The sequence below is a fragment of the Streptomyces sp. NPDC058195 genome, assembly GCF_042883525.1.
Classification (GTDB): domain Bacteria; phylum Actinomycetota; class Actinomycetes; order Streptomycetales; family Streptomycetaceae; genus Streptomyces.
Genome location: NZ_JBHVVM010000030.1, coordinates 1 through 22,939, shown reverse-complemented (window position 1 = coordinate 22,939; position 22,939 = coordinate 1). Strand labels below are relative to the sequence as shown.

Here is a 22,939-nt window from a genome sequence, read left to right as displayed (position 1 = left end):
CGAGGACCTAATCTGTGCACCGTGACTTCGCCTGCCTACACGGACAACGCCGCGCCCCAGCTCAGCGCGGGGCCGAGGCCCGCCCCGGGCCCGGCCGCCGACGAGGGGCTCTCGCGGCGGCTGCGCGCGCTCGCCTGCACGGCGCCGCTGCACGACCTCGACGTGCGCAAGGCGAACCTGGCCGGTGAGTACACGGTCTACGCGATGGCCGAGGTCGCCCTCGCCGCGATCGACCTGGTCACCCTCAACATGGACTTCGACACCGGCGCGGACCACGACCAGATAGTGACCAGGCTCCTTCCCCGCGTCGCCGCCCAGGCCCCCCACCGCCCCGCGTCCGAGCACGAGCGCGTCGCGCGCTGGGTCCTGGAGAACCTGGTCAACGTCGGCAGCGTGGACCGGGGATTCCGCGCGGTGTACGGCACCTTCGGCCCCGACGGGGTGTACGTCCGCCGCGACTACGACTTCAAGCTGATCGAGGAGGTTCCCGGATACGGCGGAACGGTCTACCTCCGGGCCACCGACGAAGCGGTCAACGTCCTGGTCGGAGCCCTCGACACGGACGTCACCAGCGCCCAGATCGCCGCCGAGGTGAAGCTGGAGGTCCTCATCAGCCGGGGCCGCCTCGCCGACGCGCAGCTCGCCGCCGAGCAGGCCCGGTACCGCACCGTCCAGTACGCGGAAACCCTCCGCAAGACCCTGGAGGCCACCCGGCGCAACGTCCGCGCGGTCGACTGGCTCAACGCCGTGCCCGACATGATCGCCGAAGCGCTGGACCACGTGGCCGACCGCTACCGCCACGAGAACGCGATCCTCACCAACATCCGCAAGGCACGCGACGAGGCGGAGGAGCCCGAGCACAAGCGCCGCGCCGCCGAGCTGGTCGACATCGTCAAGGACTGCATCCGCCGCCACACCCAGCTCCAGTCCCGCCTGCTGGAGGCCGGACCGCTCTTCCGCGCCGAGCAGGACCGGCAGGCGTTCGCCACCCCCGCCGGCCGCACCGGCCTCGACCTGTACGGCCAGCTGGTCGCCCCGCTGCTGCCGCTCCCCGTCGAGCAGGCGATCCGCGTCACCGACGCCTTCTTCGCCCGTGGCACCGGCCTGCGCACCCCCACCTCGGTGCGGGTGGGCGACCTGGTCGAGATGCTGCTCACCCCTCCCCTGGAGCGGGAGCACCTGGGCGTGGAGATGCCCGAGCCCGATCTGATCGCCACCCCCGACGACAGCAGATTCAGCGAGGAGCAGCTCGCCAGCGCCACGGAGCTCCTGGACCTGGAGCACGACGCCCCGCGCCGCCTGTCCGGGCTCCTGGCCGAGGCCCGGCGCCGCGACCCCGAGCTGCCCTACCTGGTCGCCCTGCTCGCGGTGCACGCCGCGAGCCCGCCGGTCGGCACCGCCTACCGGCAGGGCGAGCAGCGGCTGCTGTTCTCCGTCGATGACGGCACCCCGCTGGACGACCCGGAGTTCGGCGGTGCCGACCTGATAGTGGGCACGGCCCTGCTGGACGCGGCCGGGATGGCCGCGGACCGCTCGGAGGCGTCATGACCACCGCGACCCGGCAGGCTCCGGCCGCGCCGCCCCGGGCGTCCACGGCGAGAGCCCGCGCCGTCCACCCCGTACCGAAGTGTTTCCGCAGCAAGGAGCGACAGTCGTGAGCGAGCACCGCGCACAGCACACCGACGCGTGGAGCGAGCCGACCACCGCGTACGCCCCCGAGGGCACCGGCCCCGCCGAGCAGCCCGGCCCCGCCGCCGCACCCCCCGTCACCCCGGCCGACGCCGCCGACGCCGCCCGGCTCGTCGCCTTCGGTCTTCAGCCCAAGCTGCTGCCCGCGCGCGACGCCGAGTACGCCGAACTGCTCCGCCGCTACCGGGACGAGCCCGCCTTCGCCCGGCTCGCCGACGCCGTGGCGAGCGGGCTCGGCCTCGTCGTCCTGGAGGTCTCCACCCGCGCGGGCATGGCCGTGACCGCCGCCGAGGACTCCGTCTTCGCCGTCCGCATGGGCGACTACGCCCGCCGCGCCTCCTCCGACTCCGCCGACCGCTTCCTGCACGGGCTCGCCCACCTCGCCGTCGCCGCGATGTCCTTCCCCCGCCCCGAGGACCTCGCCGACGACGCGTACATCGGCCGGATCACGGTCAACGGCGTCGACTCCTTCGTACGCCAGGCCTGCCACCGCCTGGAGGAGCGCGCCGCCGAGCACGGCGACAACACCGACCCCGCCACCGACGCCCCCGGGCTGGAGGCCGCCTGGCGGATCTACGCCCGCCGCAGCTCCACCGGCGCCACGAAGGACGCCCGGCGGCTGGCCGGTTCCACCACCGGCATCGTCGGCAAGGCCGTCGCCTTCCTCACCGACTCCGGCTTCCTCCAGCGCACCGGGGACGACGCCGGAGGCGCCTTCCGCACCACCGCCCGCTACCAGCTCCAGGTCCGCGACATGGCAGGCGGCGCCGCCATGGCCGAACTGCTGGACCTCGGCGTCGTACCGGTCACCGACGGCACCGCGACCCTGCTCCCGCCGCCCGGCACCGACGACCTGGAGCTGGCCGCCGACGCGGGCCTGCCCTTCCACGCCTGACCGGCCGCCCCACCCCCCCTTTCCTTCGCCTGCCGCTTTCTGAACGACGAGAGTCCGCCGCCATGTACGAGCTGTCCCGGGTCCGCCTCTACTCCATCGGGCCTGCCGGTGCGCGCTACGCCGACACCGTGCTTGACCTGCGGGGCGTGGGCGAACCCGTGCCCCATCCCGCCCCGGCCCAGGCGGAGTTCTTCGAGGAGGAGCCGGTCGGCCCGCCGCGGCGCCCCGCGCCCGCGGGCGTGCTCTTCCTGGAGAACGGCGGCGGCAAGTCGGTGCTGCTGAAGCTGATCTTCTCGGTGATGCTTCCCGGCCACCGCAACACCCTCGGCGGCGCCAGCTCCGGCGTACTGCGCAAGTTCCTCCTCGCCGACGACTGCGGGCACGTCGCCCTGGAGTGGCAGCACACCCTCACCGGCGAGTGCGTGGTCGTCGGCAAGGTCAGTGAATGGCGCGGCCGTCAGGTCTCCAACGACCCGCGCAAGTTCGCCGAGGCCTGGTACTCCTTCCGGCCCGGCCCCGGCCTCAGCCTGGACTCCCTGCCGGTCGCCGAGGCCACTTCCGTACGCCCGTCCGCCGAAGGCGCTTCCGGCGCGAGCGGCCGGCGGCGCACGATGAAGGGATTCCGCGACGCGCTCACCGAGGCGGGCAAGTTCTACCAGCACCTCGACGTGCACTGGGAAGAGATCCACGACCGCTGGAACGAGCACCTCGGCGACCTCGGCCTCGACCCCGAACTCTTCCGCTACCAGCGCGAGATGAACGCCGACGAGGGCGAGGCGGCGGGGCTCTTCGCGGTCAAGAAGGACTCCGACTTCACCGACCTGCTGCTGCGCGCAGTCACCGACACCCGTGACACCGACGGCCTCGCCGACCTGGTCAGCGGCTTCGGCAACAAGCTGGGCCGCCGCGCCGAGCTGACCGCCGAACGCGACTTCACCGCGGGCTCCGCCGACCTCCTCGGCCGGATCGTGGAGGCCGCGGGCATCCGCTCCCGCGCCCGGGACATCCACGCGGGCGCCGAACGCCGCACCCGTACGCTCGCCCGCAGGCTCGTTGCCCGCGCCGGGGAGGAACGCGGCCGCACCGCCGAACTGGCCCGGCAGGTGACCGCCGCCGCGCACACCGTCACCACGGCCGAACAGGCCCGCGGCCGCAGCGCCCTGATCGCCGCAGAACTGGCCTACCGGCACGCCTCCCTGGCGCTGACCGCGGCCGAGAAGGGCGCCGCCGCCCAGCGCCGCGAGCTGAGCGACGCCCGTACCCTGCACTCCGCCTGGCAGGCCGCCGAGGCGGTGCTCCGCCACCGGGCCGCCGCCGACCGTTCCGCCCGGGTCGCCGTCGCCATCCGCGAGGCCGAGCGGGACGCCGCGCCCGCCCTCGCCGCCCGTGCCACGGCTGCCGCCGACCTCGTCCAGGCCCTGCACACCGCCGCCGAGGCCGGTGAGACGCTCGCCAACGAGGAGGAGGAGCGCTCCGCCACCCTCCAGACCGAGGGCGAGACCGCCCACCGCGACGCCACCACCGCCGCCACCGAGGCCCAGCGCGCCCGCAGCGAGGCCGGGCACCTGCGCCAGCGCCTCACCGAGGTGGAGCAGGAGACCGCCCAGGCGGTACGGGCGGGCTGGCTCGACGACACCGCGCCGGACGCCGACCCGGCACGGGCCGCCCTCGCCGCGAGCGACGCCGAGACCTCCGCCGTCGCCGCCTGGGACACGGCCCGGGAGGCCGCCCGGGCGGCCTCCGACACGGCCCGGGAGGCCACCGCCGCGGAGAGCCGCGCCGAACTCGCCGCCGCCCGCGCCGCCGACGCCGCCCACGCCGCGGAACAGTCCTACGAGGCCGAGCTCAGGGCCGCCGAGTCGATCGCCGCCGCCCCCCGGCTCGCCGACCTGCTCGGGCTGCCCGCGGGCCCCGGCACCGGCGTGCCCCGGCCCCGCAGCGGAGCCGGCGGCCCGGAGCCGGAGGCCCCGTACGGCACGGACGGCACCGGGACCGACCGGCGGCCCGCCACCGGTGAACCGGCCGCCGGGCCCGGCGAGCCCGGCCGTACGGCCCCGTCCGCACGGACCGCGGGCACCGGCACCACCACGGCCATCGCCGAACAGGGCGACGAAGGGCCCCTCACCGCGCAGGAGCTGGACCGCAGCGCCGACGAACTGCGCGAACTGCTCGACCAGTCCATCGCCTCCGCCGAACGCCGTCTGTTCGAACTGCGCACCGCGGCGGCCGATGACTCCCGCATCCTCGGCGCACTCGGCGACGGCGGGCTGCTGCCCCCCGGGCCCGACGTCCTCGCCACCGTCGAGTACCTCGGCGAGCACGGCATCCCCGCACTGCCCGGCTGGCGCTACCTCGCCCAGGCCGTCGACCCCGCCGACCACGCGGCCGTCCTCGCCGCCCGCCCCGAACTGGTCGACGGCGTGGTCATCACCGACCCCGACGCGCACGCCCGCGCCCGCGAGGCACTGAGCGGCGCCGCGCTGCTGCCGCGCTCCGCGGTCGCCGTCGGCACCGCCGCCGCGCTGCTCGCCCCCGTCCCGCCCCCGGGAACCGGCCCGGCGCAGGGCACGGAGGGCGTGTTCCTGGTCCCGCCGAACCCGGCGATGCACGACGAGCACGCGGCCGATGAGGAGCGGCAGGCCCTCAGAAGCAGGGCCGCGGCCCGTGACGAGGACATCCGCGCCCTCGCCGCCCGCCTTGCCGCGGACCGTTCCCTGGCCGCCCGCATCGGCTCCTGGCGAGCCGACTGCCCGCCCGGCACGCTCGCCGAGCTCGCCGAGGGCGCCCGCACCGCCCGTGCCCTCGCCGGGGCCGCCGGGGCCGAGCTGGCCGAAGCCCGCACGGTGCGTGCCGAAGCGGACGAGGCCGCCGCCGACACCGCCCGGGTCCGGGAGGAGCGCCAGGAGGCAGCCCAGCGCGCCCGCCGCGCCGCCGACGCCCTCGCGGGTCTCGCGCACCGGCTCCGCGAACGGGCGGGCTGGCAGCTCAAGCTCCGTGAACTCATCGACGAGGCCGCCGAGTCCGAAGCCCGTGCCACCGTCTGTCTGGAGCGCGCCCGCGCCGCCGACGAGGACCGCCGCGCCGCCCAGCGCGCCGCCGACGACGCCCGGCGCACCGCCCGTGCCCTGCGCGCCGAACGGGCGGAGATCGCGGGCGCCCCCGAACACCTTCCCGAGCCCGCGGACGACGGCCCGCGCCCCTCGCTCCCCGCACTGCGCGAGGCGTACCGGGCCGCCTCCCAGCTGTACGAGAAGGTCGGCGTAGGCGCTGACCTGCGCGCCGAGCAGGCCCGCGCGGAGAGCGACGAGAGCGCCGCCCTCGCCGAGCTGGACCGGCTCACCAACAAGGTCCGCACCCGCGCCGCGCAGCTCCTCGAAGGCACCGACGGCGCGGACGGCCCCTCCAGGCAGGCCGCCGCCGCCCGCGCCGAATCCCTGGTCCAGCTCCTGGAGACCAGGGCCTCCACGGCGAGCGAACAGCTGGGCAGGCTCCGCGGCGAGGCCGAGCGCCTGGCCCCGGCCGACGGCGAGCCCCACCACACCGACCTTCCCGAGGAGCTGGTGCCCGCGGACGCGGAGCAGGCCCAGACCCTGCTGCGCACCGCCACGGGCGAGCTGGCCTCCGCCACCGCGACCCTGGACACCGCCCGCGCCGCGCACGCCGAGCTGCTGCACGCCCACCGCACCGCCGAGGACTCGGCGGGCGGCTTCGACGAGACGGCGGCCCTCCTGCGCGACCTGCTCAGGGACCACGGCGCGGAGGACGACCCCGAGGCCCCCGAGCCCTACCCCGGAAGCCTCGGCGAAGCCCGCCAGTCCGCCGCCGAGGCCCGGCGCTCGCTGCGCGGCTGCGCCGCGGACCTGTCCGCCGCCGAGAGCTCCGTACGGGACGCGAGCGACGTCCTCGTACGCCATGCCAACTCCACCCGCTACGAGCAGGTCCGCACCCCCGCCCGCCAGCAGATCCGCGAACTCCCGGCCGCGGCGCTGCCCGAGCACGCCGAGAAGTGGGCCGCCGCCTTCGCGCCCCGGCTGAGGGTGCTCACCGACGAGCTGGCCCAGCTGGAACGCAACCGCGACTCCATCGTCGACCGGCTCCGCGGCCTGGTGGAGTCCGCCCTCACCACCCTCCGCTCCGCCCAGCGCCTCTCCCAGCTGCCCGAGGGCCTGGGGGAGTGGTCCGGTCAGGAATTCCTCCGCATCCGCTTCGAGGAACCCGACCAGGCGACGCTCACCGAGCGGCTCGGCGACGTCGTCGACGAGGCGACCCGTGCCGCGCTGAAGAAGAACTCCGACATGCGCCGGGACGGCATGTCCCTGCTGCTGCGCGGTGTACAGGCAGCGCTGGAACCCAAGGGCATCGCCGTGGAGATCCTGAAGCCGGACGCGGTGCTGCGCGCCGAGCGCGTCCCGGTCGGGCAGATGGGCGACGTCTTCTCCGGCGGCCAGCTGCTGACGGCGGCCATCGCCCTCTACTGCACGATGGCCGCGCTCCGCAGCAACGACCGGGGCCGCGACCGGCACCAGCACCGGCACGCGGGCACCCTCTTCCTGGACAACCCCATCGGCCGCGCCAACGCCACCTACCTGCTGGAGCTCCAGCGCGCGGTGTCCGATGCCCTGGGCGTGCAGCTGCTGTACACGACCGGCCTCTTCGACACCACCGCGCTCGCCGAGTTCCCGCTGGTCATCCGCCTGCGCAATGACGCGGACCTGCGGGCCGGGCTGAAGTACATCAGCGTGGAGGAGCATCTGCGCCCCGGGCTGCCGCAGCAGGACCCGAACGGGGAGACGGTGCACGGCGAGATCACCGCCACCCGGATGTTCAAGCGCGCCGCCACCCCCGCCGACCCGGGCGGCGCGTAGCGACGACGAGGGGGCTCAGGCTCCCGAGAGCCTCTCCGCGCCCCGGCGGCGTATCCGCGCTTCGTCCCGTTGCGCGGCCCGCGCCGCCCGCCGTGCCCTGCGCCGCTCACGGCGCAGCTGCCGCGCCGAGCTGCTCGGGACCGAGACGACGCCGTAGCGCTGGTTCCAGACCTGCCGGGTGACCCAGACGTCCAGCACCGACCAGGTCGCGACCACGGTGCTGGACACGCTGCTGAGCACCATCGGGAAGGCCAGCCAGGACTCGGTCAGCGTGCACAGGAACGCCACCATGGCCTGAATGATCGTCAGCGACATGATGAGCACGGCGCGCACCGCGGAACGGCGCACCGGGTCCGGCATCCGCCACCGTGTCGCGGGCTCTTCCACCCACAGCTGCTGGCGGGGGATCTTCTCCCCGTCGCTCGCAGGACCCGCCGCCACCGGACCCGCTTCCGTCGCCCGACTCGCCGTCGCCGCCGGAGCGGCCGCCGCGGCCGGTGCCGTCGGCACCGCGCCGCGACGCTGTTCCGTTTCCAAGGATCCTCAACTCCCCACCACTGTCCGACTTCAGGGTTGCTGCCCGGCGCGCGCCGTGGCCACGCGGGCGGGCCGGATCCGTCCGGCCGCGCGGCGCTCCCGTCCCGGACGCCCGCCCGGCGGATCAGATAATCCGGTACCCATCATGATCCCGCCGAACGGACCCCGGCACTCCACGTGTTACCCCTGCCCCGTACAGAGAGACGAGTGTGCGACGGTGAAGATTCCCCCAAGGCGGCGCGAAGCGAAGAATTCCAGCCAACTGCTCTGCCGGGCACAAACAAGCCACAGAGGACCTCTTCTGCCGCTTTCGCGAATTTCATCGCTCGCAATACCAGGACAACCCACGATCAGGGCAGGATAGCGCGGCTGAAAATCGCCCGGACGACCCTTCGAGTTGTTACTCCGTCGGTAGTAGGCTCGCGCCGTTTGTTGACGAAACACGACTCCCGCCCCGCGGGTGTCGAGCTGGGGGAGTCCATGCGCTTTCGCGGGAAGTCCATCCGCAGGAAGATCGTGGCGCTGCTGCTGGTGCCGCTCGTCTCTCTCACCGGGCTCTGGGGATTCGCCACGTACCTGACGGGGCGAGAGGCCCGCCAGCTCATGGGCGCGAGCACGATCGTGGAGCAGGTCGGTCACCCGCTGGAGGACACCGTCCGCGCGATCCAGGACGAGCGCCGCCAGACGCTGGTCTTCCTCGCCGACCCCAGGGCCTCCGACGCGCTCCCGTCGCTGGAACGCCAGCGCGCGGCCACCGACCGGGTCCTGGGCGGCGTCAAGGACGGCGCCCGGCAGAAGGACATCCGTAAAGCGCTCAGTTCCGAGGACGACGCACAGCTGAACTCGATCCTCGCCACGGTCGAGGGGCTGGGCGCCCTCCGTGATTCAGTTGACAAGCGAACCATCGACCGTGCCAAGGCCATGGAGTTCTACGGCCGCCTCATCGACCCCTGCTACCGCTTCCTCACCGGCCTCCGCACGATGGAGAACGTGTCGATGGACAAGCAGGTCCGGGCGCTGGCCGGAATTTCCCGGGCCCGCGAAATGCTCTCCCGCGAGGACGCCCTGGTCGCGTCGTCGCTGATCGCCGGGCGGCTCACCACCGAGGAACTGCGCCAGGTCTCCGACCTGGTGGCCAATCGCAAGCTGCTCTACGAGATCAACGTGGACGCGCTGCCCGCCTCGGAACGCCAGCGCGTGGAGCGGTACTGGGCGAGCCCGGACAGCGAACCGCTGCGCACGGCGGAGAAGACCCTCGTCGAGGACGGTCCCACCGAGGACCCCCGGACCGTCGACGCCGAGCGCTGGCAGGAGGTGGCCCCCCCGGTCCTGGACCGGCTGGCCAAGGACTCCACGGAGATGAACAGCCGTTTCCAGGAACGGGGCAAGCCGGCCGGGTACGGCGTCCTGATCAAGGCCGGGATCGCCGGCGTCCTCGGGTTCCTCGCCCTGGTCGGCTCGGTCTTCGTCTCCGTACGCATCGGCCGCGAGCTGATCCGCGACCTCTCCCGGCTCCGCAAGGACGCCCACGAGGTCTCCGGCATACGACTGCCCAGCGTGATGCGCAGGCTCGCCGCCGGGGAGCAGGTCGACGTCGAGACGGAGGCCCCGCACCTCCAGTACGAGCGGGACGAGATCGGCCAGGTCGGACAGGCCCTCAACACCCTGCAGCGGGCCGCCGTCGAAGCCGCCGTCAAACAGGCGGACATGCGGCGCGGCGTCTCCGAGGTCTTCGTCAACCTCGCCCGCCGCAACCAGGTGCTGCTGCACCGGCAGCTGACGCTGCTGGACGCGATGGAGCGCCGCACCGAGAACACCGACGAACTCGCCGACCTCTTCCGGCTCGACCACCTGACCACGCGCATGCGGCGCCACGCCGAGGGGCTGGTCATCCTCTCCGGCGCGGCCCCCTCACGGCAGTGGCGCAAGCCGATCCAGCTGATGGACGTGGTGCGCGCCGCGGTCGCCGAGGTCGAGGACTACGAGCGGATCGAGGTCCGCCGCCTGGCCCGCATCGGCGTGGGCGGCCCGGCCGTGGCCGACCTCACCCACCTGATCGCCGAACTCCTGGAGAACGCCACGGTGTTCTCGCCGCCGCACACCGCGGTCCAGGTGCACGGTGAGCGGGTGGCCAACGGCTTCACCCTGGAGATCCACGACCGCGGCCTCGGTATGACGCCCGACGTCCTCCTGGACGCCAACCTCCGGCTCGCCGAGACCCCCGAGTTCGAGCTCTCCGACACCGACCGGCTCGGCCTGTTCGTCGTCAGCCGGCTCGCCCAGCGTCAGAACGTCCGGGTCTCGCTCCAGAAGTCCCCGTACGGGGGCACGACGGCCGTCGTCTTCATCCCCGCGACGCTGCTCACCGACGCCCCGGAGACCCACGGCACCGGCTTCCGCCTCGACCGCCGTGCCGAGCGGGCCATCGGCAGCGGCGGCGGGCCCGCCGGCACGGCGCCCGGCAACGACCGGGGCCGCGCGGCCGGCGCACCGGACCGCCGCACCACCGGCAGGTCCCCGGGCCTCTCGCCCGTTCCCACCGGCCTGGTCGACCCGGCCCTCCTGGACGGCCCCGTCGAGCTCGAAGGCCCCGTCGGAACGCTCGGGTTCGACGGCGACCCGGCCCTCGATCCCCTCCTCGACCCTCTGCTGGGCGGCGCCGACGACCTCGACGGGGCCGAGAGCGAACGCGGCGGCATCTTCCGCGCCCGCGACCTCCGGCGCGACGCCGAGCGCGAACAGCACCAGCAGGCCCCCGGACGGCCGGCCGGAGACCGCCCCGGCGCCCCCGTGCCGCTGCCCCGCCGCACGCCGCCGACCCTGGTCGCCGAGAACGGCCGCAGGGTCGACGGGGCGGGCCGCGCCCGCCTCGCGACCGCCGACACGGACGGGCCCGCCACCAGCCGCACACCCCAGGACGCCGACCGCACGCGTCCCGGGGCGGCCACCGAACCCCGGCAGCCCACCGGCTTCCGGAAACCCACCGGGACCGCGGCGCCCGAGGAGACCGCGGCTCCGCGCCCCCGGGAGACCGTGGGCGGGCTTCCCCGCCGCATCCGGCAGGCCAGCCTCGCCCCGCAACTGCGCGAGGAGTCTGCCGTCCGCGAAGCCGAACCGGACCGTACGGAACCAGACCAGGACGTCGAGCGTGATGCGGAGGAGGTGCGCAGCCGCATGGCTTCGCTCCAGCGCGGCTGGCAGCGCGGCCGACGGCAGAACGCCGAGGACACGGCCGGCTCCGGTGACACAGCACAAGGAACCACTCCGGGAGGGGACGGTCGATGACCGCACCGAACGTCGCAGTAACCACCGCCGCACGCCAGGGCTCCGGCCAGCTCAACTGGCTCCTCGACGAGCTCGTCGAACGCGTCGCCAGCATCCACAAGGCGCTGGTGCTCTCCAGCGACGGCCTTGCCACCGGCACTTCGAAGGATCTGACCCGCGAGGACAGCGAGCACCTGGCGGCCGTCGCCTCCGGGTTCCACAGCCTCGCCAAGGGCGTGGGACGTCACTTCGACGCGGGCAGGGTCCGCCAGACCGTTGTCGAACTCGACGAGGCGTTCTTGTTCGTCACGGCCGCCGGTGACGGCAGCTGCCTCGCGGTGCTGGCCGACGCGGACTCCGACGTGGGCCTGGTGGCGTACGAGATGACGCTGATGGTCAAGCGTGTCGGCGCCCACCTCGCCAACGCGCCCAGGACGACCGGTCAGTCCGCCGGGGGGTGAGTGGACGGTGAGCGCCGACACGCCCGGATACCCGGCCACGCCCACCGAACCGCAGGCCCCGCGCTGGTACGACGACGAGGCGGGGCCGGTGGTCCGTCCGTACGCGATGACCCGGGGCCGTACCAGCAGCGCCTCCCGCCATCGGCTCGACCTGATCGCGCTCGTCGTACCCGAACCCGAGGCCGACGACCCCGGCCGGGACCAGACGCTCTCCCCGGAGCACGTGGAGATCGTCGAACTCTGCAACGGCATGCCCCAGTCGATCGCGGAGCTCGCGGCCGGCCTGGACCTCCCCGTCGGGGTGGTCCGGGTGCTGGTCGGCGATCTCGTCGAGGACGCGCTGGTGCATGTGACCCGTCCCGTTCCGCCGGCCGAGCTGCCGGATGTGAGCATTCTTCGCGAGGTGATCAATGGTCTTCGGGCGCTCTAGCCGCAAGAAGCGGCCCGTGGAGCCCGTTACCCTGAAAATCCTGGTGGCGGGCGGATTCGGTGTGGGCAAGACGACGCTGGTCGGCGCGGTCAGCGAGATCAGGCCGCTGCGTACGGAGGAGACCCTCAGCGAGGCGGGCCGTCCGGTGGACGACCTGGCCGGGGTGGAGGCGAAGACCACCACCACGGTGGCCATGGACTTCGGCCGGATCACGCTGCGCGAGGATCTGGTGCTGTACCTCTTCGGCACCCCGGGGCAGGACCGGTTCTGGTTCCTCTGGGACGAGCTGGCCCAGGGCGCGCTGGGAGCCGTCGTGCTCGCGGACACCCGGAGGCTGGAGGACTCCTTCGCGGCGGTCGACTACTTCGAACGCCGGAAGATCCCCTTCACCGTCGCCGTCAACTGCTTCGAGGGCGCCGAGACCTTCCCCACCGGGACGGTGCAGGCCGCGCTGGACCTGGACCCGGAGGTGCCGCTGCTGATGTGCGACGCGCGCGACCGCGCCTCTGTACGGGACGTGCTCGTCGCCGTCGTCGAGCACGCGGCCGCCCGCGTCGCCCGCGGCCGCGAACCGGCCACGACGTAGCGGCAGCGCCCTGCCGGTCAGGACCGGGGGCGACAGGAATCCTGCCGGCAGGGGTTCTCCGCGAGCCACGTGGCGGCGGTCTCCGCCAGCTCCTCGTCGCGCCCCGCCAGCATCATCCGGATCATCTGCGCGTCGCCGCGGAGCGACCAGGCGGGATGCCCGAAGGTGGCCGGGTTGTTCTTCTCGATCAGGAAGTGCGCGGGCCAGGCGGTTCCGTACCCGATCAGCGGCAACGCGGCCAGATACCGCTTGCGCCCCCGGGCCAGACCGTAGGCGGTGAGCGCCAGCCCGGTCAGGGTGCCGGTCAGATGGACCCACCGGGTCGCGGCCTTCGAGTGCATCGCCACGTAGTAGGGCCAGAATTCCTCGTACGAATCGAACGTCTGCTCAGGCATACCGGCACCGTAACCGCTGGGAGGGCAACCGGAAACGCCCCTGCCGCGTCCGAGAGGAAGGAGCGGGCGGCCGGGGCTCACGGGGGTGGTCCCGGCGCCCGCTCAGGCGGGCGGCGTCAGTGTCCGGCGACGGACCGGCGGGCCACCGGGAAGTCGAAGTAGGTGTCCGGGAACAGCTCCGGCTTGAAGGTGTAGTGCCACCACTCCTCGGCCAGATTCACGAAACCGGCCTCGGTGAGCGTCTTCCTCAGGAACTGCCGGTGGGCGCGCTGCACTCCCTGCACGCGCGGATCGTCGGTGTGGGAGAGCGTGTCGAAGCAGTCGAACCCGGTGCCCATGTCCACCGAGTTGTCGGGGAACCGCTCGGCGGCCGGCGCGTAACAGGGCACCTGCTCACCGCCCGGACGGTACGGCGGGGTCGGCGCGGCGGGCAGCCTCACCAGCGTCAGGTCCACCATGCTGCCGCGGCTGTGCCCGGACTTCTCCGCGATGTAGCCGTCCGCGAACAGCCGCGTCTTGTCGACCCGGGGGTAGAACTCGCCCTTCATGGACTGGTCGTCCGGATCCTTCGCCCACCGCACGAAGTGGTCGACCGCCCGCTGAGGCCGGTAGCAGTCGTACACCTTCAGCGAGTAGCCCTGGCGCAGCAGCCGGGTCTGTGCCCGGTGCAGTGCCCGCGCCGCGGGGCGGGTCAGGATGCAGAGCGGCTGGCGGTAGCCGTCCACCGCAACACCCATGAAGGTGTGGGCGGTGGGGTAGCGCATCTCCTGGATGATCGACGGGTCGACCGAGCTCAGCGCGACGAACTCCGCGGGCGCCTTCGGCTCGGGCCCGGCCGTCGCCGCGGGGGCGGCGGCGCTGACGGCGAACAGGGCGGCGGCAGCGGCCGCCAGGACACGGAGAGCGGAACCAAGTTTTGTCATGAGCGCATAATCCAGCAGTGAGGGGGTCCTCGTTCGGCGATCCGGTACAGTCCGCGCGTGTCCGCACTCCGGAGCAAGCCCGACAAGCCCCTCAAGGACTCCCACTGCGCGAGCTGCGGGGCGCCCTTCGACCCACCACCGGCCGCCTGGCCCCGCGTCTGCGCCGTCTGCGGCACCACCGCGTACCGCAACCCGCTGCCGGTCGCCGTCGCCCTGCTGCCCGTCACCGGCCCCGGCCGCACCGGCCTCGTCGTGATCACCCGCACCATCCCGCCCCACCGCGGCGGCCTCGCCCTCCCCGGCGGCTACATCGACCACGACGAGGACTGGAAGCACGCGGTCGTACGGGAACTCGGCGAGGAGACCGGCATCGAAGCCGACGCACGGGACGTCCGGCTCGCCGACGCCCTCAGCGCCCCCGACGGCCACCTCCTGCTCTTCGGCCTCCTCCCCGAGCGCCCCGCCACAGCCCTCCCGCCCGCGCGCCCCACCGACGAGACGGCGGGCCACCACCTGCTGCGTGCCCCCGCCGAACTCGCATTCCCCCTGCACACCCGCGCCGTCCGCAACTGGTTCGACGGCCACTACCGCTGACCGGTCCGCGCCCGGCTTCCCCACCCGCCGGGCGCACCCGCCCTACCGGCCCCGCACCCGCAGCGGACAGCCCGCCGACCCCACCGGCCCCCCGGCCCCCTCCCGCTCGACCACGACCCGCCCGTCCACCCACCGCGAGGTGTACCGCTCGACCTCCGCCCGCTCCCAGCCGTCCCCCGCGTCCCGGACCACCACCCCGCCCCCGCGCCGCCCCGCCGCCGGAGCCCACACCTCCAGTTCCACCCCACCGTCCGCACCCCGCACCGGCAGCACCGCACCCGCCCGCGCCAGCACCGGGATCCGCGACAGGGGCGCGTCCAGCAGCACCTGCCCCGGGCCCTCGTACGCCGCACCGGTCGCCGTGTCGTACCAGCGCCCCCGCGGCAGCCGCACCGCCCGCCGGTCCGCGCCGCGCTCCAGCACCGGAGCCACCAGCAGCGCGTCCCCCAGCAAGAACGCGTCCTCGCAGTCCCGCAGCGCCCGGTCCCCGGGCGACCGCCACCACAGCGGCCGCACATACGGCGCACCGGTCAGCCCCGCCAGCCGCGAGAGCGTCACGAAATACGGGTGCAGTCGGTCCCGCTCCGCCAGCGCCGCCCGCGCGTGCTCCAGCACCTCGGGCCCGAACTCCCACGGCTCCCGCCGCCCCGCGTCGATCGCCGCATGCGTACGGAACAACGGCAGATACGCCCCCAGCTGGAACCACCGCAGATACAGCTCCGGCGACGGCGCCCCGTCGAACCCGCCCACATCGGGCCCCGAGTACGGCACCCCGCACAGCCCCAGACCCAGCACCAGCGCCAACGAGGCCCGCAACCCCGGCCAGCCGGTCGCCACATCACCGGACCAGGTCCCCCCGTACCGCTGCATCCCCGCCCATCCGGACCGCGAGAACAGGAAGGGACGCTCCGCCGGACGCAGCCGCCGCAGCCCCTCGTACCCGGCACGCGCCATCGCCAGCGCGTACACGTTGTGGGCCTCCCGGTGATCGCCGCCACGGCCCTCCAGCGCGTGCCGCGCTGACCGGGGCAGTGTCGGATCGCCGAACGCCGCGAACGACACCGGTTCGTTCATGTCGTGCCACACCCCCGAGAAGCCCCGCGCCAGCCGCTCCTCGTACAGACCGCCCCACCACTCCCGCACCGCCGGATCGGTGAAGTCCGGGAACACGCACTCACCCGGCCACACCTCCCCGCGCACCACCCGGCCCCGCGCGTCCCGCACGAACGCCCCGCCGTCCCCGACCGCCGCCCCCGCGTCGAACACCGCGTTCCCCGGCTCCGCCTTCACCGCCGGATCGACGATCGACACCAGCCGTACGCCGTCCTCCCGCAACTCCTGCGCCAGCCCCGGCAGGTCGGGAAACCGCTCCGGGTCCACCGTGAACACCCGGTGCCCGTCGTAGTGGTCGATGTCCAGATGCAGTGCGGACAGCGGCAGCCCCCGCTCCCGGTAACCGGCCACCACCCGCCGCACCTCCCGCTCGCTCCCGAAACCCCACCGGGCGTGCTGCGGACCCAGCGCCCAGCCCGGCGGCAGCGCCGGAGCACCCGTGAGCGCCACCCACCCCCGCAGCACCCGGGCAGGCGTACCCGTCACCACCCAGCAGCGCAACGGCCCGCCGTCCATCCGCACCTCGCACGTACCCGGCCGGTCGTGCCCCGAGCCCGCGCCCTCCTCGCCCTCGCGCAGCGTCACCCGCCCCCGCCAGGAGTTGTCGTGGAACATCAGATGCGTCCCCGCGTCACTGACCACCAGCTGCACCGGCATCGTCAGGTACAGCGGATCGTCCTGCGGACCGAACCGGCCACCGGGATCGGTGTTCCACAACTCGTACGCCCCGTCCCGCAGCCGCGGCCCCGACGCCCGGCCGCCGAGCCCGAAGAACCGCGCGTCCGCGGGCACCTCGGACCGCTGCACCCACCGGGCACCACCCCCCGACACCGGCTCCCACCAGCGCGGCGGCAGCTCCCGCCGGAGCACCACCCCGCCGGGGGTCCGCAGCTCCACCGCCCCGTGCCGGGACACCGCCACGGTCAGCCGCTCCGAGACCACCTGCCAGCCACCGTCCGTGTCCGGCTCCAGCACCGCCCGCGGATCGGGCTCCGGCGCCGCACCCGCCAGCGCGTACGACGCGAGCGGCTCCGCCCCGTCCCAGCCCCAGAACACCGCGCCCCCCACCGCCACCCGCACCCGCAGCACCGAACGGGCGAACCGCACCACACCCCCGCCCGGCCCCGGCTCCGCACCCACCACAGGACCCGGTACCCGAGCCCGCTCCGCACCGCGCGGCGGCAGCGCCCGCGCGTCCGCGCCCCGGCGCCGCCAGGAGAAGCGCGCCGCACGCAGCCCCCGCACCGAACCGACTATCTTCACCGAGCGCACCAGGTCACGACCGTTCATGCGGCTCACCCTGCCATCGAACAGGGCGGACATGGGCTCCGTTCAACTTCCGTTCACCCACGCCAGGACCCGTGGCCGGACCACATGCCCGGACCCGTGACCATGGGTGGCGAACCCTGGTGCGAAAGACGATCACATGGCATCGTCCGTAACGGCCGCCTCACGCGCACACCCCGGCACGTGCGCGCGACCCACGCCCACCCCGCGTACCCGCAGAGCCAGGGAGCCGCCCCATGACCACCGCAGCCAACGACACCCCCCTCTGGCAGCCCGGCCCCGACCGCATCGCCGCGGCCGCCGTCACCCGCTTCCAGAGCTGGGCCGCCCAGCGCTACGGAGCACCGGCCGAGGGCGGCTACCCGGCGCTGCACCAGTGGTCTGTGGACCAGCTCGACACCTTCTGGCAGGCCGTCGCCGACTGGTTCGACGTACGGTTCTCCACCCCCTACGAGACCGTCCTCGCCGACCGCGCCATGCCCGGCGCCCAGTGGTTCCCCGGCGCCACCCTCAACTACGCCGAACACGCCCTGCGCACCTCCGAGGACCCGCTGCGCGCGGACGCCCCCGCCCTGATCCACGTCGACGAGACCCACACCCAGGTCCCCGTCTCCTGGTCCGAGCTCCGCCGCCGGGTCGGCTCACTCGCCGCCGAACTCCGCGCCCTGGGCGTCACCCCCGGCGACCGCGTCAGCGGCTACCTCCCCAACATCCCCGAAGCCGTCGTCGCCCTCCTCGCCACCGCGGCCGTCGGCGCCGTCTGGACGTCCTGCGCCCCGGACTTCGGCGCCCGCAGCGTCCTCGACCGCTTCCAGCAGATCGAACCCGTCGTCCTGTTCACCGTCGACGGCTACCGCTACGGCGGCAAGGAACACCACCGCGCGGACACCGTCGCCGAGCTGCGCCGGGAACTGCCCACCCTGCGTGCCGTCGTCCACATCCCGCTGCTGGGCACCAAGGCCCCCGAGGGCGCCCTCGAATGGTCCGCCGTCACCGCCGCGGACACCGAACCGGTCTTCGAGCAGGTCCCCTTCGACCACCCGCTGTGGGTCCTCTACTCCTCCGGCACCACCGGGCTCCCCAAGGCGATCGTGCAGTCCCAGGGCGGCATCCTCCTGGAGCACTTCAAGCAGCTCGGCCTGCACTGCGACCTCGGGCCGGAGGACCGGTTCTTCTGGTACACCTCCACCGGCTGGATGATGTGGAACTTCCTGGTCTCCGGCCTCCTCACCGGCACCACGGTCATCCTGTACGACGGAAGCCCCGGCTACCCCGACGTCAGCGCCCAGTGGCGGGTCGCCGAACAGACCGGGGCCACCCTCTTCGGCACCTCCGCCGCCTACGTCATGGCCTGCCGCAAGGCCGGTATCCACCCGGGCCGCGACCTCGACCTCTCCCGCGTCCAGTGCGTCGCCACCACCGGATCCCCCCTCCCGCCCGGCGGCTTCCGCTGGCTCCACGACGAAGTGGGCGAAGACCTCTGGATCGCCTCCGTCAGCGGCGGTACGGACGTCTGCAGCTGTTTCGCCGGGGCGGTCCCCACCCTCCCGGTCCACATCGGCGAACTCCAGGCCGCCTGTCTCGGCACGGACCTGCGGTCCTGGGATCCGGCGGGCAACGCGCTCGTCGGCGAGGTCGGCGAACTCGTCGTCACCGCCCCCATGCCCTCCATGCCCGTCCGCTTCTGGAACGACCCCGACGGCAGCCGCTACCACGACAGCTACTTCGACATGTACCCCGGAGTCTGGCGCCACGGCGACTGGATCACCCTCACCGACCGCGGCTCCGTCGTCATCCACGGCCGCTCCGACTCCACGCTCAACCGCCAGGGCGTCCGGATGGGCTCCTCGGACATCTACGAGGCCGTCGAACGGCTCCCCGAGATCCGTGAGTCCCTCGTCGTCGGCATCGAGCAGCCCGACGGGGGCTACTGGATGCCGCTCTTCGTCCACCTCGCCGACGGCGCCCGGCTGGACGACGCACTGCGCGACAGCATCAAGCGCACCATCCGGGAGAACCTCTCCCCGCGCCACGTCCCGGACGAGGTCATCGAGGTCCCCGGCATCCCGCACACCCTCACCGGCAAGCGCATCGAGGTCCCGGTCAAGCGCCTGCTCCAGGGAACGCCCCTGGCCAAAGCGGTCAACCCCGGCTCGGTCGACAAGATCGAGCTCCTCCACTTCTACGTGGAACTGGCCCGCAAGTCCTCCTGACGCCCCCCGGCCGCGTCACACCCGTCCGCACTGTCAGTGCTCGTGATTACTCTGAGTGAGCATTGATCGACAGCGTACCGGGGGAGTCATGGCGCACACCACGCACAACGGGAAGAACACCACGGGCCGGCCGAACCGGCACAGCCGGTCGGCCGCGTCCATGCGCCGCGCGCTGCGCCGCGAAGCACCCAGCACCATCGGCCTGCTGGCCGACGAGCAGGACTTCGCGGCGATGCGGCGCTACCGCACCTTCACCTTCGACGACCACACCCTCTATCTCCAGCAGGTCGAAAGCCTGCTGAAACACCTTTCCGCACGCGGCGTGCACACCACGGTCGCACTCTTCGACCCCGAGGAGTACGCCGCGTTCTGCGCCGGGACGGGGCTCGCACCCGACACCCCGGCCAGCCGCAGCCGCTTCACCGCCGAGATCGCCTCCGCCGGGGCCACCGTCACCTACACCGGGCAGGGCCTCGACAGCCTGATCCCGCTCCTGGCCGACCGGGCCGCCCGCCGCGCCACCTGGGAGTACGCCACGGCGCGCCTGGCCGGCGTCGGCGCGTGCGCGGACTGCGGCCAGGACATCGGGCACTCCGCCTTCGACCGGGCCTCGCACCTGCTGCTCCGCGTCCTGGAGGCGGCGGGCCCCGGCACCCACCACATGGTCTGCAGTACCCCGGCCGAGGGTGCACACCTGGCCGCCGTCCTGTACACCGAACGCGACACCGCCGGACCGGCGCGGATCGGCTCCGAGGAGGGCGCCGAGTTCGTGACGGTGCTCGCGATGGCCATCGCCCTCGACAAGCCCGCCGGGCTCGTGCTCCGTACCAGCCGTCCGGGCACGGGGGAGCGAGTGCACGGCTGGCGGCTGAAGCGGGGCAGCCTCCTCCCGCTCAGCGCCGGTGAGGTCTTCGACGCCTACTGCACTGACGCCGAGACCGGCGAACCGATCGCCCCGGAGTCGCACGTGGAGTACTGCGCGGGCTTCGATATCGGTGCCGACGAACCGGGAGCGCACCACTGACACACCGAAGGGGCTCCCCGCCACCATCGGGCGGGGAGCCCCTTCACCACCACGGACGCTACTCGCCCGAGAGCACACCCTGAGCCGCGATCCGGGCCTCCTCGGCGGAGTCGGCCGCCCGTGCGGCCGACGCGGCACGCTCGCACTGCGCGAGCGTGTACTTCGCCAGCGTGGCACGCACATAGGGAATGGAGGCCGCGCCCATCGACAGAGACGTCACACCCAGCCCGGTCAGGACACAGGCCAGCAGCGGATCGGAGGCTGCCTCACCACAGACGCCGCAGCTCCTGCCCTCGGTCCGGGCCGCCTCCGCCGACAGCGCGACCAGATCGAGCAGCGCGGGCTGCCACGGGTCCTGCAGCCGGGACACGGCGCCGACCTGCCGGTCGGCGGCGAAGGTGTACTGCGCCAGGTCATTGGTGCCCAGCGAGAGGAACTCCACCTCCCGCAGGATCGAACGCGCCCGCAGCGCGGCGGACGGGATCTCCACCATCGCACCGAACTTCGCCTGGAGGCCCGCCGCGCGGCAGGCGTCGGCGAAGGCCCTGGCGTCCGCCCGGTCCGCCACCATCGGCGCCATGACCTCAAGGTGCACGGGCAGACCCTCGGCCGCCTTCGACAGCGCGGTCAGCTGGGTGGACAGCACCTCCGGGTGGTCCAGCAGACTCCGCAGCCCGCGCACGCCCAGCGCCGGATTCGGCTCGTCCGCGGGGGTCAGGAAGTCCAGCGGCTTGTCGGCCCCGGCATCCAGCACCCGTACGACGACCCGCCCCTCGGGAAAGGCCTCCAGCACCGCCCGGTACGCCGCGATCTGCTTCTCCTCGGACGGCGCCCGGCTGCTGTCGTCCAGGAACAGGAACTCGGTACGGAACAGCCCCACGCCCTCCGCGCCGGCCTCGACCGCCGCCGGTACGTCGCTGGGCCCGCCGACGTTGGCGAGCAGCGGGATCCGGTGACCGTCGGAGGTCGCGCCCGGGCCGGAGGCAGCCGACAGTGCGGCCCTGCGCGCGGCGGCGGCGCTCTCCATCTCCGCGCGCTTCTCGGCGCTCGGCTCGACGAAGATCTCACCGGTGCTGCCGTCCACGGCGATGACCGTGCCCTCGGCGAGTTCACCCGCACCGGGCAGTGCCACGACGGCCGGTACCCCGAGGGCACGGGCGAGAATGGCGCTGTGGCTGGTCGGGCCGCCCTCCTCGGTCACGAAGCCGAGCACCAGGGCCGGGTCGAGCAGCGCCGTGTCCGCGGGCGCCAGGTCCCGGGCGATCAGCACATAGGGCTCATCACTGTCCGGCACCCCGGGCATCGGCACCCCGAGCAGCCGGGCCACGATCCGGTTGCGTACGTCGTCGAGGTCGGCGACACGCCCCGCCAGGTACTCCCCGGCATTGGCGAGCAGTGCCCGGTACGAGGCGAACGCGTCGTAGACACCGCGCTCGGCGGTGCTGCCGACGGCGATACGGCGTTCCACGTCGGCGATCAGCTCGGGATCCTGCGCCATCATGGCCTGGGCCTCCAGCACATGCTGGGCCTCGCCCCCGGCCAGATTGCCGCGCGCGATCAGATCGGCCGCCACGGCTTCGACGGCCTGCCGGGCGCGCCCCTGTTCGCGCTCGGCGTCCTCCGCCGGAATCTGCTTGGCCGGCGGTTCGAGCACCGCAGTCCCCATGTGACGCACCTCGCCGATCGCCACCCCGTGGCTCACGCCGACACCTCGCAGCGTTGTCTCCATGTCACCCGTCTCCGGTCGTGCGGCGGCCCGTGCCTCCGCGGTGGATATCCAGCCGGCCGTCATCGGGCCGGGCTTGTCACTGCCAGCCGAACAAGGAGTCGCCGACCTTCACGTCACCGTCCTCGCGCACATCGGAGAGGGAGCCGACGGTGGCCTCCAGCGCGACGACCGGGCACACCGGCGACTTGCCGGCCTCCTCGACAGCCGCGGGGTTCCAGCGCACGATGCCCTGACCACGGGTGACGGTGTCTCCCTTGTTCACGAGCAGCTCGAAGCCCTCGCCGTTGAGCTGAACGGTGTCGATGCCGAGGTGGGTGAGTACCCCGTGCCCGTCCGTGTCCACGACGACGAACGCGTGCGGGTGCAGGGAGACGATGATGCCGTCGACCGGCGACACGGCCTCGGACGGCTCGCGCACGGGATCGATGGCGGTGCCGGGCCCCACCATCGCGCCGGAGAAGACCGGATCCGGTACCGCGGCCAGCCCGATCGCCTGTCCGGCAAGTGGGGACGTCACAGTGGTCATAGGGAGCCTCCCAGGGGCGGAGCTTGATGGGCGTCGTCACCGTCTGTGGAGGACGACGTGCTGTTCAGCAGCGTAAGTCATAAGAAGTCCCGGTTCTGCCCGAGTCCTGCCGATACGCGGCCTTAGCGTCACACCGGAAACGATTTGCCTCGACTCCCGGCTGCCTGTACTGTCGTACTCCTGCCTGGCCCCAGTGTGACTTTGAGTCGAGGGCCGGTGGCGACTTTCAAGCATTTGCTCTAACTGCGAAGTGGCACCCGTATGTCTGCGGGGGCTGGTCAAGGAAAGAGAAAGGGCCTGATAGAGTCGGACTCGCCGGAAAGGGAATCGCGGAAGCGAGGAACTGGAAAGCGAATCCCGCTTCGACTGGGAATCGGCACTCGAAAGAGTCTGATAGAGTCGGAAACG

16 protein-coding genes are annotated in these 22,939 nt (G+C 73.4%); 10 read left to right on the top strand and 6 right to left on the bottom strand.

Features of this window, described 5'->3' with window-relative positions:
* The first annotated feature begins 21 nt into the window (after window positions 1-21).
* From ACFVWY_RS29165 to ACFVWY_RS29155, 3 genes are all read left to right on the top strand, one after another.
* Entirely contained in the window at window positions 22-1,548 is a 1,527-nt protein-coding gene (locus ACFVWY_RS29165; protein WP_389877652.1) for a hypothetical protein, read from the top strand.
* 106 nt (window positions 1,549-1,654) lie between these two features.
* Window positions 1,655-2,584, top strand: a complete 930-nt coding sequence (locus ACFVWY_RS29160; protein ID WP_389877650.1) for a hypothetical protein — start codon at window positions 1,655-1,657, stop codon at window positions 2,582-2,584.
* 62 nt (window positions 2,585-2,646) lie between these two features.
* A complete protein-coding gene (locus ACFVWY_RS29155) occupies window positions 2,647-7,449 on the top strand; it encodes a hypothetical protein (RefSeq protein WP_389877649.1) in 4,803 nt (1,600 codons plus the stop codon).
* A 15-nt stretch (window positions 7,450-7,464) separates the two neighbouring features.
* Here the strand turns inward: ACFVWY_RS29155 and ACFVWY_RS29150 are convergent, their stop codons facing one another.
* A complete protein-coding gene (locus tag ACFVWY_RS29150) occupies window positions 7,465-7,890 on the bottom strand; it encodes a hypothetical protein (RefSeq protein ID WP_389877647.1) in 426 nt (141 codons plus the stop codon).
* A gap of 576 nt (window positions 7,891-8,466) precedes the next feature.
* Between ACFVWY_RS29150 and ACFVWY_RS29145 the strand changes: the two genes are divergently transcribed.
* The 4 genes from ACFVWY_RS29145 to ACFVWY_RS29130 are packed head-to-tail and all read left to right on the top strand — an operon-like array spanning window position 8,467 to window position 12,727.
* A complete protein-coding gene (locus ACFVWY_RS29145) occupies window positions 8,467-11,271 on the top strand; it encodes a nitrate- and nitrite sensing domain-containing protein (RefSeq protein ID WP_389877781.1) in 2,805 nt (934 codons plus the stop codon).
* Window positions 11,268-11,711, top strand: coding sequence for a roadblock/LC7 domain-containing protein (locus ACFVWY_RS29140; RefSeq protein ID WP_389877646.1), 444 nt, complete (start codon window positions 11,268-11,270; stop codon window positions 11,709-11,711). The genes ACFVWY_RS29145 and ACFVWY_RS29140 overlap by 4 nt, the downstream gene beginning before the upstream one ends.
* A gap of 7 nt (window positions 11,712-11,718) precedes the next feature.
* Window positions 11,719-12,141, top strand: a complete 423-nt coding sequence (locus ACFVWY_RS29135) for a DUF742 domain-containing protein (RefSeq protein WP_389877645.1) — start codon at window positions 11,719-11,721, stop codon at window positions 12,139-12,141.
* Window positions 12,122-12,727 carry an ATP/GTP-binding protein gene (locus ACFVWY_RS29130; protein WP_389877644.1) on the top strand — a complete coding sequence of 202 codons (606 nt, stop codon included), beginning with the start codon at window positions 12,122-12,124 and terminating at the stop codon, window positions 12,725-12,727. Before ACFVWY_RS29135 ends, ACFVWY_RS29130 begins: the two co-directional genes overlap by 20 nt.
* A 17-nt stretch (window positions 12,728-12,744) precedes the next feature.
* Here ACFVWY_RS29130 and ACFVWY_RS29125 read toward each other — a convergent pair whose 3' ends face one another.
* Window positions 12,745-13,122: an Mpo1-like protein gene (locus tag ACFVWY_RS29125; RefSeq protein ID WP_389877643.1), complete on the bottom strand. Its 378-nt coding sequence runs from the start codon at window positions 13,120-13,122 to the stop codon at window positions 12,745-12,747.
* Window positions 13,123-13,238: 116 nt separating this feature from the next.
* Window positions 13,239-14,045 (bottom strand): M15 family metallopeptidase, encoded by an 807-nt coding sequence (locus tag ACFVWY_RS29120; protein ID WP_389877642.1) that lies wholly within the window; start codon window positions 14,043-14,045, stop codon window positions 13,239-13,241.
* Window positions 14,046-14,102: 57 nt separating this feature from the next.
* On the opposite strand from ACFVWY_RS29120, the gene ACFVWY_RS29115 reads away from it, so the two are divergent.
* A complete protein-coding gene (locus ACFVWY_RS29115) occupies window positions 14,103-14,639 on the top strand; it encodes an NUDIX domain-containing protein (protein WP_389877640.1) in 537 nt (178 codons plus the stop codon).
* A 42-nt stretch (window positions 14,640-14,681) separates the two neighbouring features.
* On the opposite strand, the gene ACFVWY_RS29110 is transcribed toward ACFVWY_RS29115, so the two are convergent.
* Entirely contained in the window at window positions 14,682-17,042 is a 2,361-nt protein-coding gene (locus ACFVWY_RS29110) for a glycoside hydrolase family 31 protein (protein ID WP_389877638.1), read from the bottom strand.
* Between the two features lie 233 nt (window positions 17,043-17,275).
* On the opposite strand from ACFVWY_RS29110, the gene ACFVWY_RS29105 reads away from it, so the two are divergent.
* Window positions 17,276-19,252 (top strand): acetoacetate--CoA ligase, encoded by a 1,977-nt coding sequence (locus tag ACFVWY_RS29105; protein ID WP_389877636.1) that lies wholly within the window; start codon window positions 17,276-17,278, stop codon window positions 19,250-19,252.
* Window positions 19,253-19,340: 88 nt separating this feature from the next.
* Window positions 19,341-20,276 (top strand): hypothetical protein, encoded by a 936-nt coding sequence (locus ACFVWY_RS29100; protein ID WP_389877635.1) that lies wholly within the window; start codon window positions 19,341-19,343, stop codon window positions 20,274-20,276.
* 58 nt (window positions 20,277-20,334) lie between these two features.
* On the opposite strand, the gene ptsP is transcribed toward ACFVWY_RS29100, so the two are convergent.
* Complete coding sequence (gene ptsP / locus ACFVWY_RS29095) at window positions 20,335-22,005, bottom strand: phosphoenolpyruvate--protein phosphotransferase (RefSeq protein ID WP_389877634.1); 1,671 nt, start codon at window positions 22,003-22,005, stop codon at window positions 20,335-20,337.
* 76 nt (window positions 22,006-22,081) lie between these two features.
* A complete protein-coding gene (locus tag ACFVWY_RS29090) occupies window positions 22,082-22,531 on the bottom strand; it encodes a PTS glucose transporter subunit IIA (protein WP_389877632.1) in 450 nt (149 codons plus the stop codon).
* Window positions 22,532-22,939 lie beyond the last annotated feature (408 nt).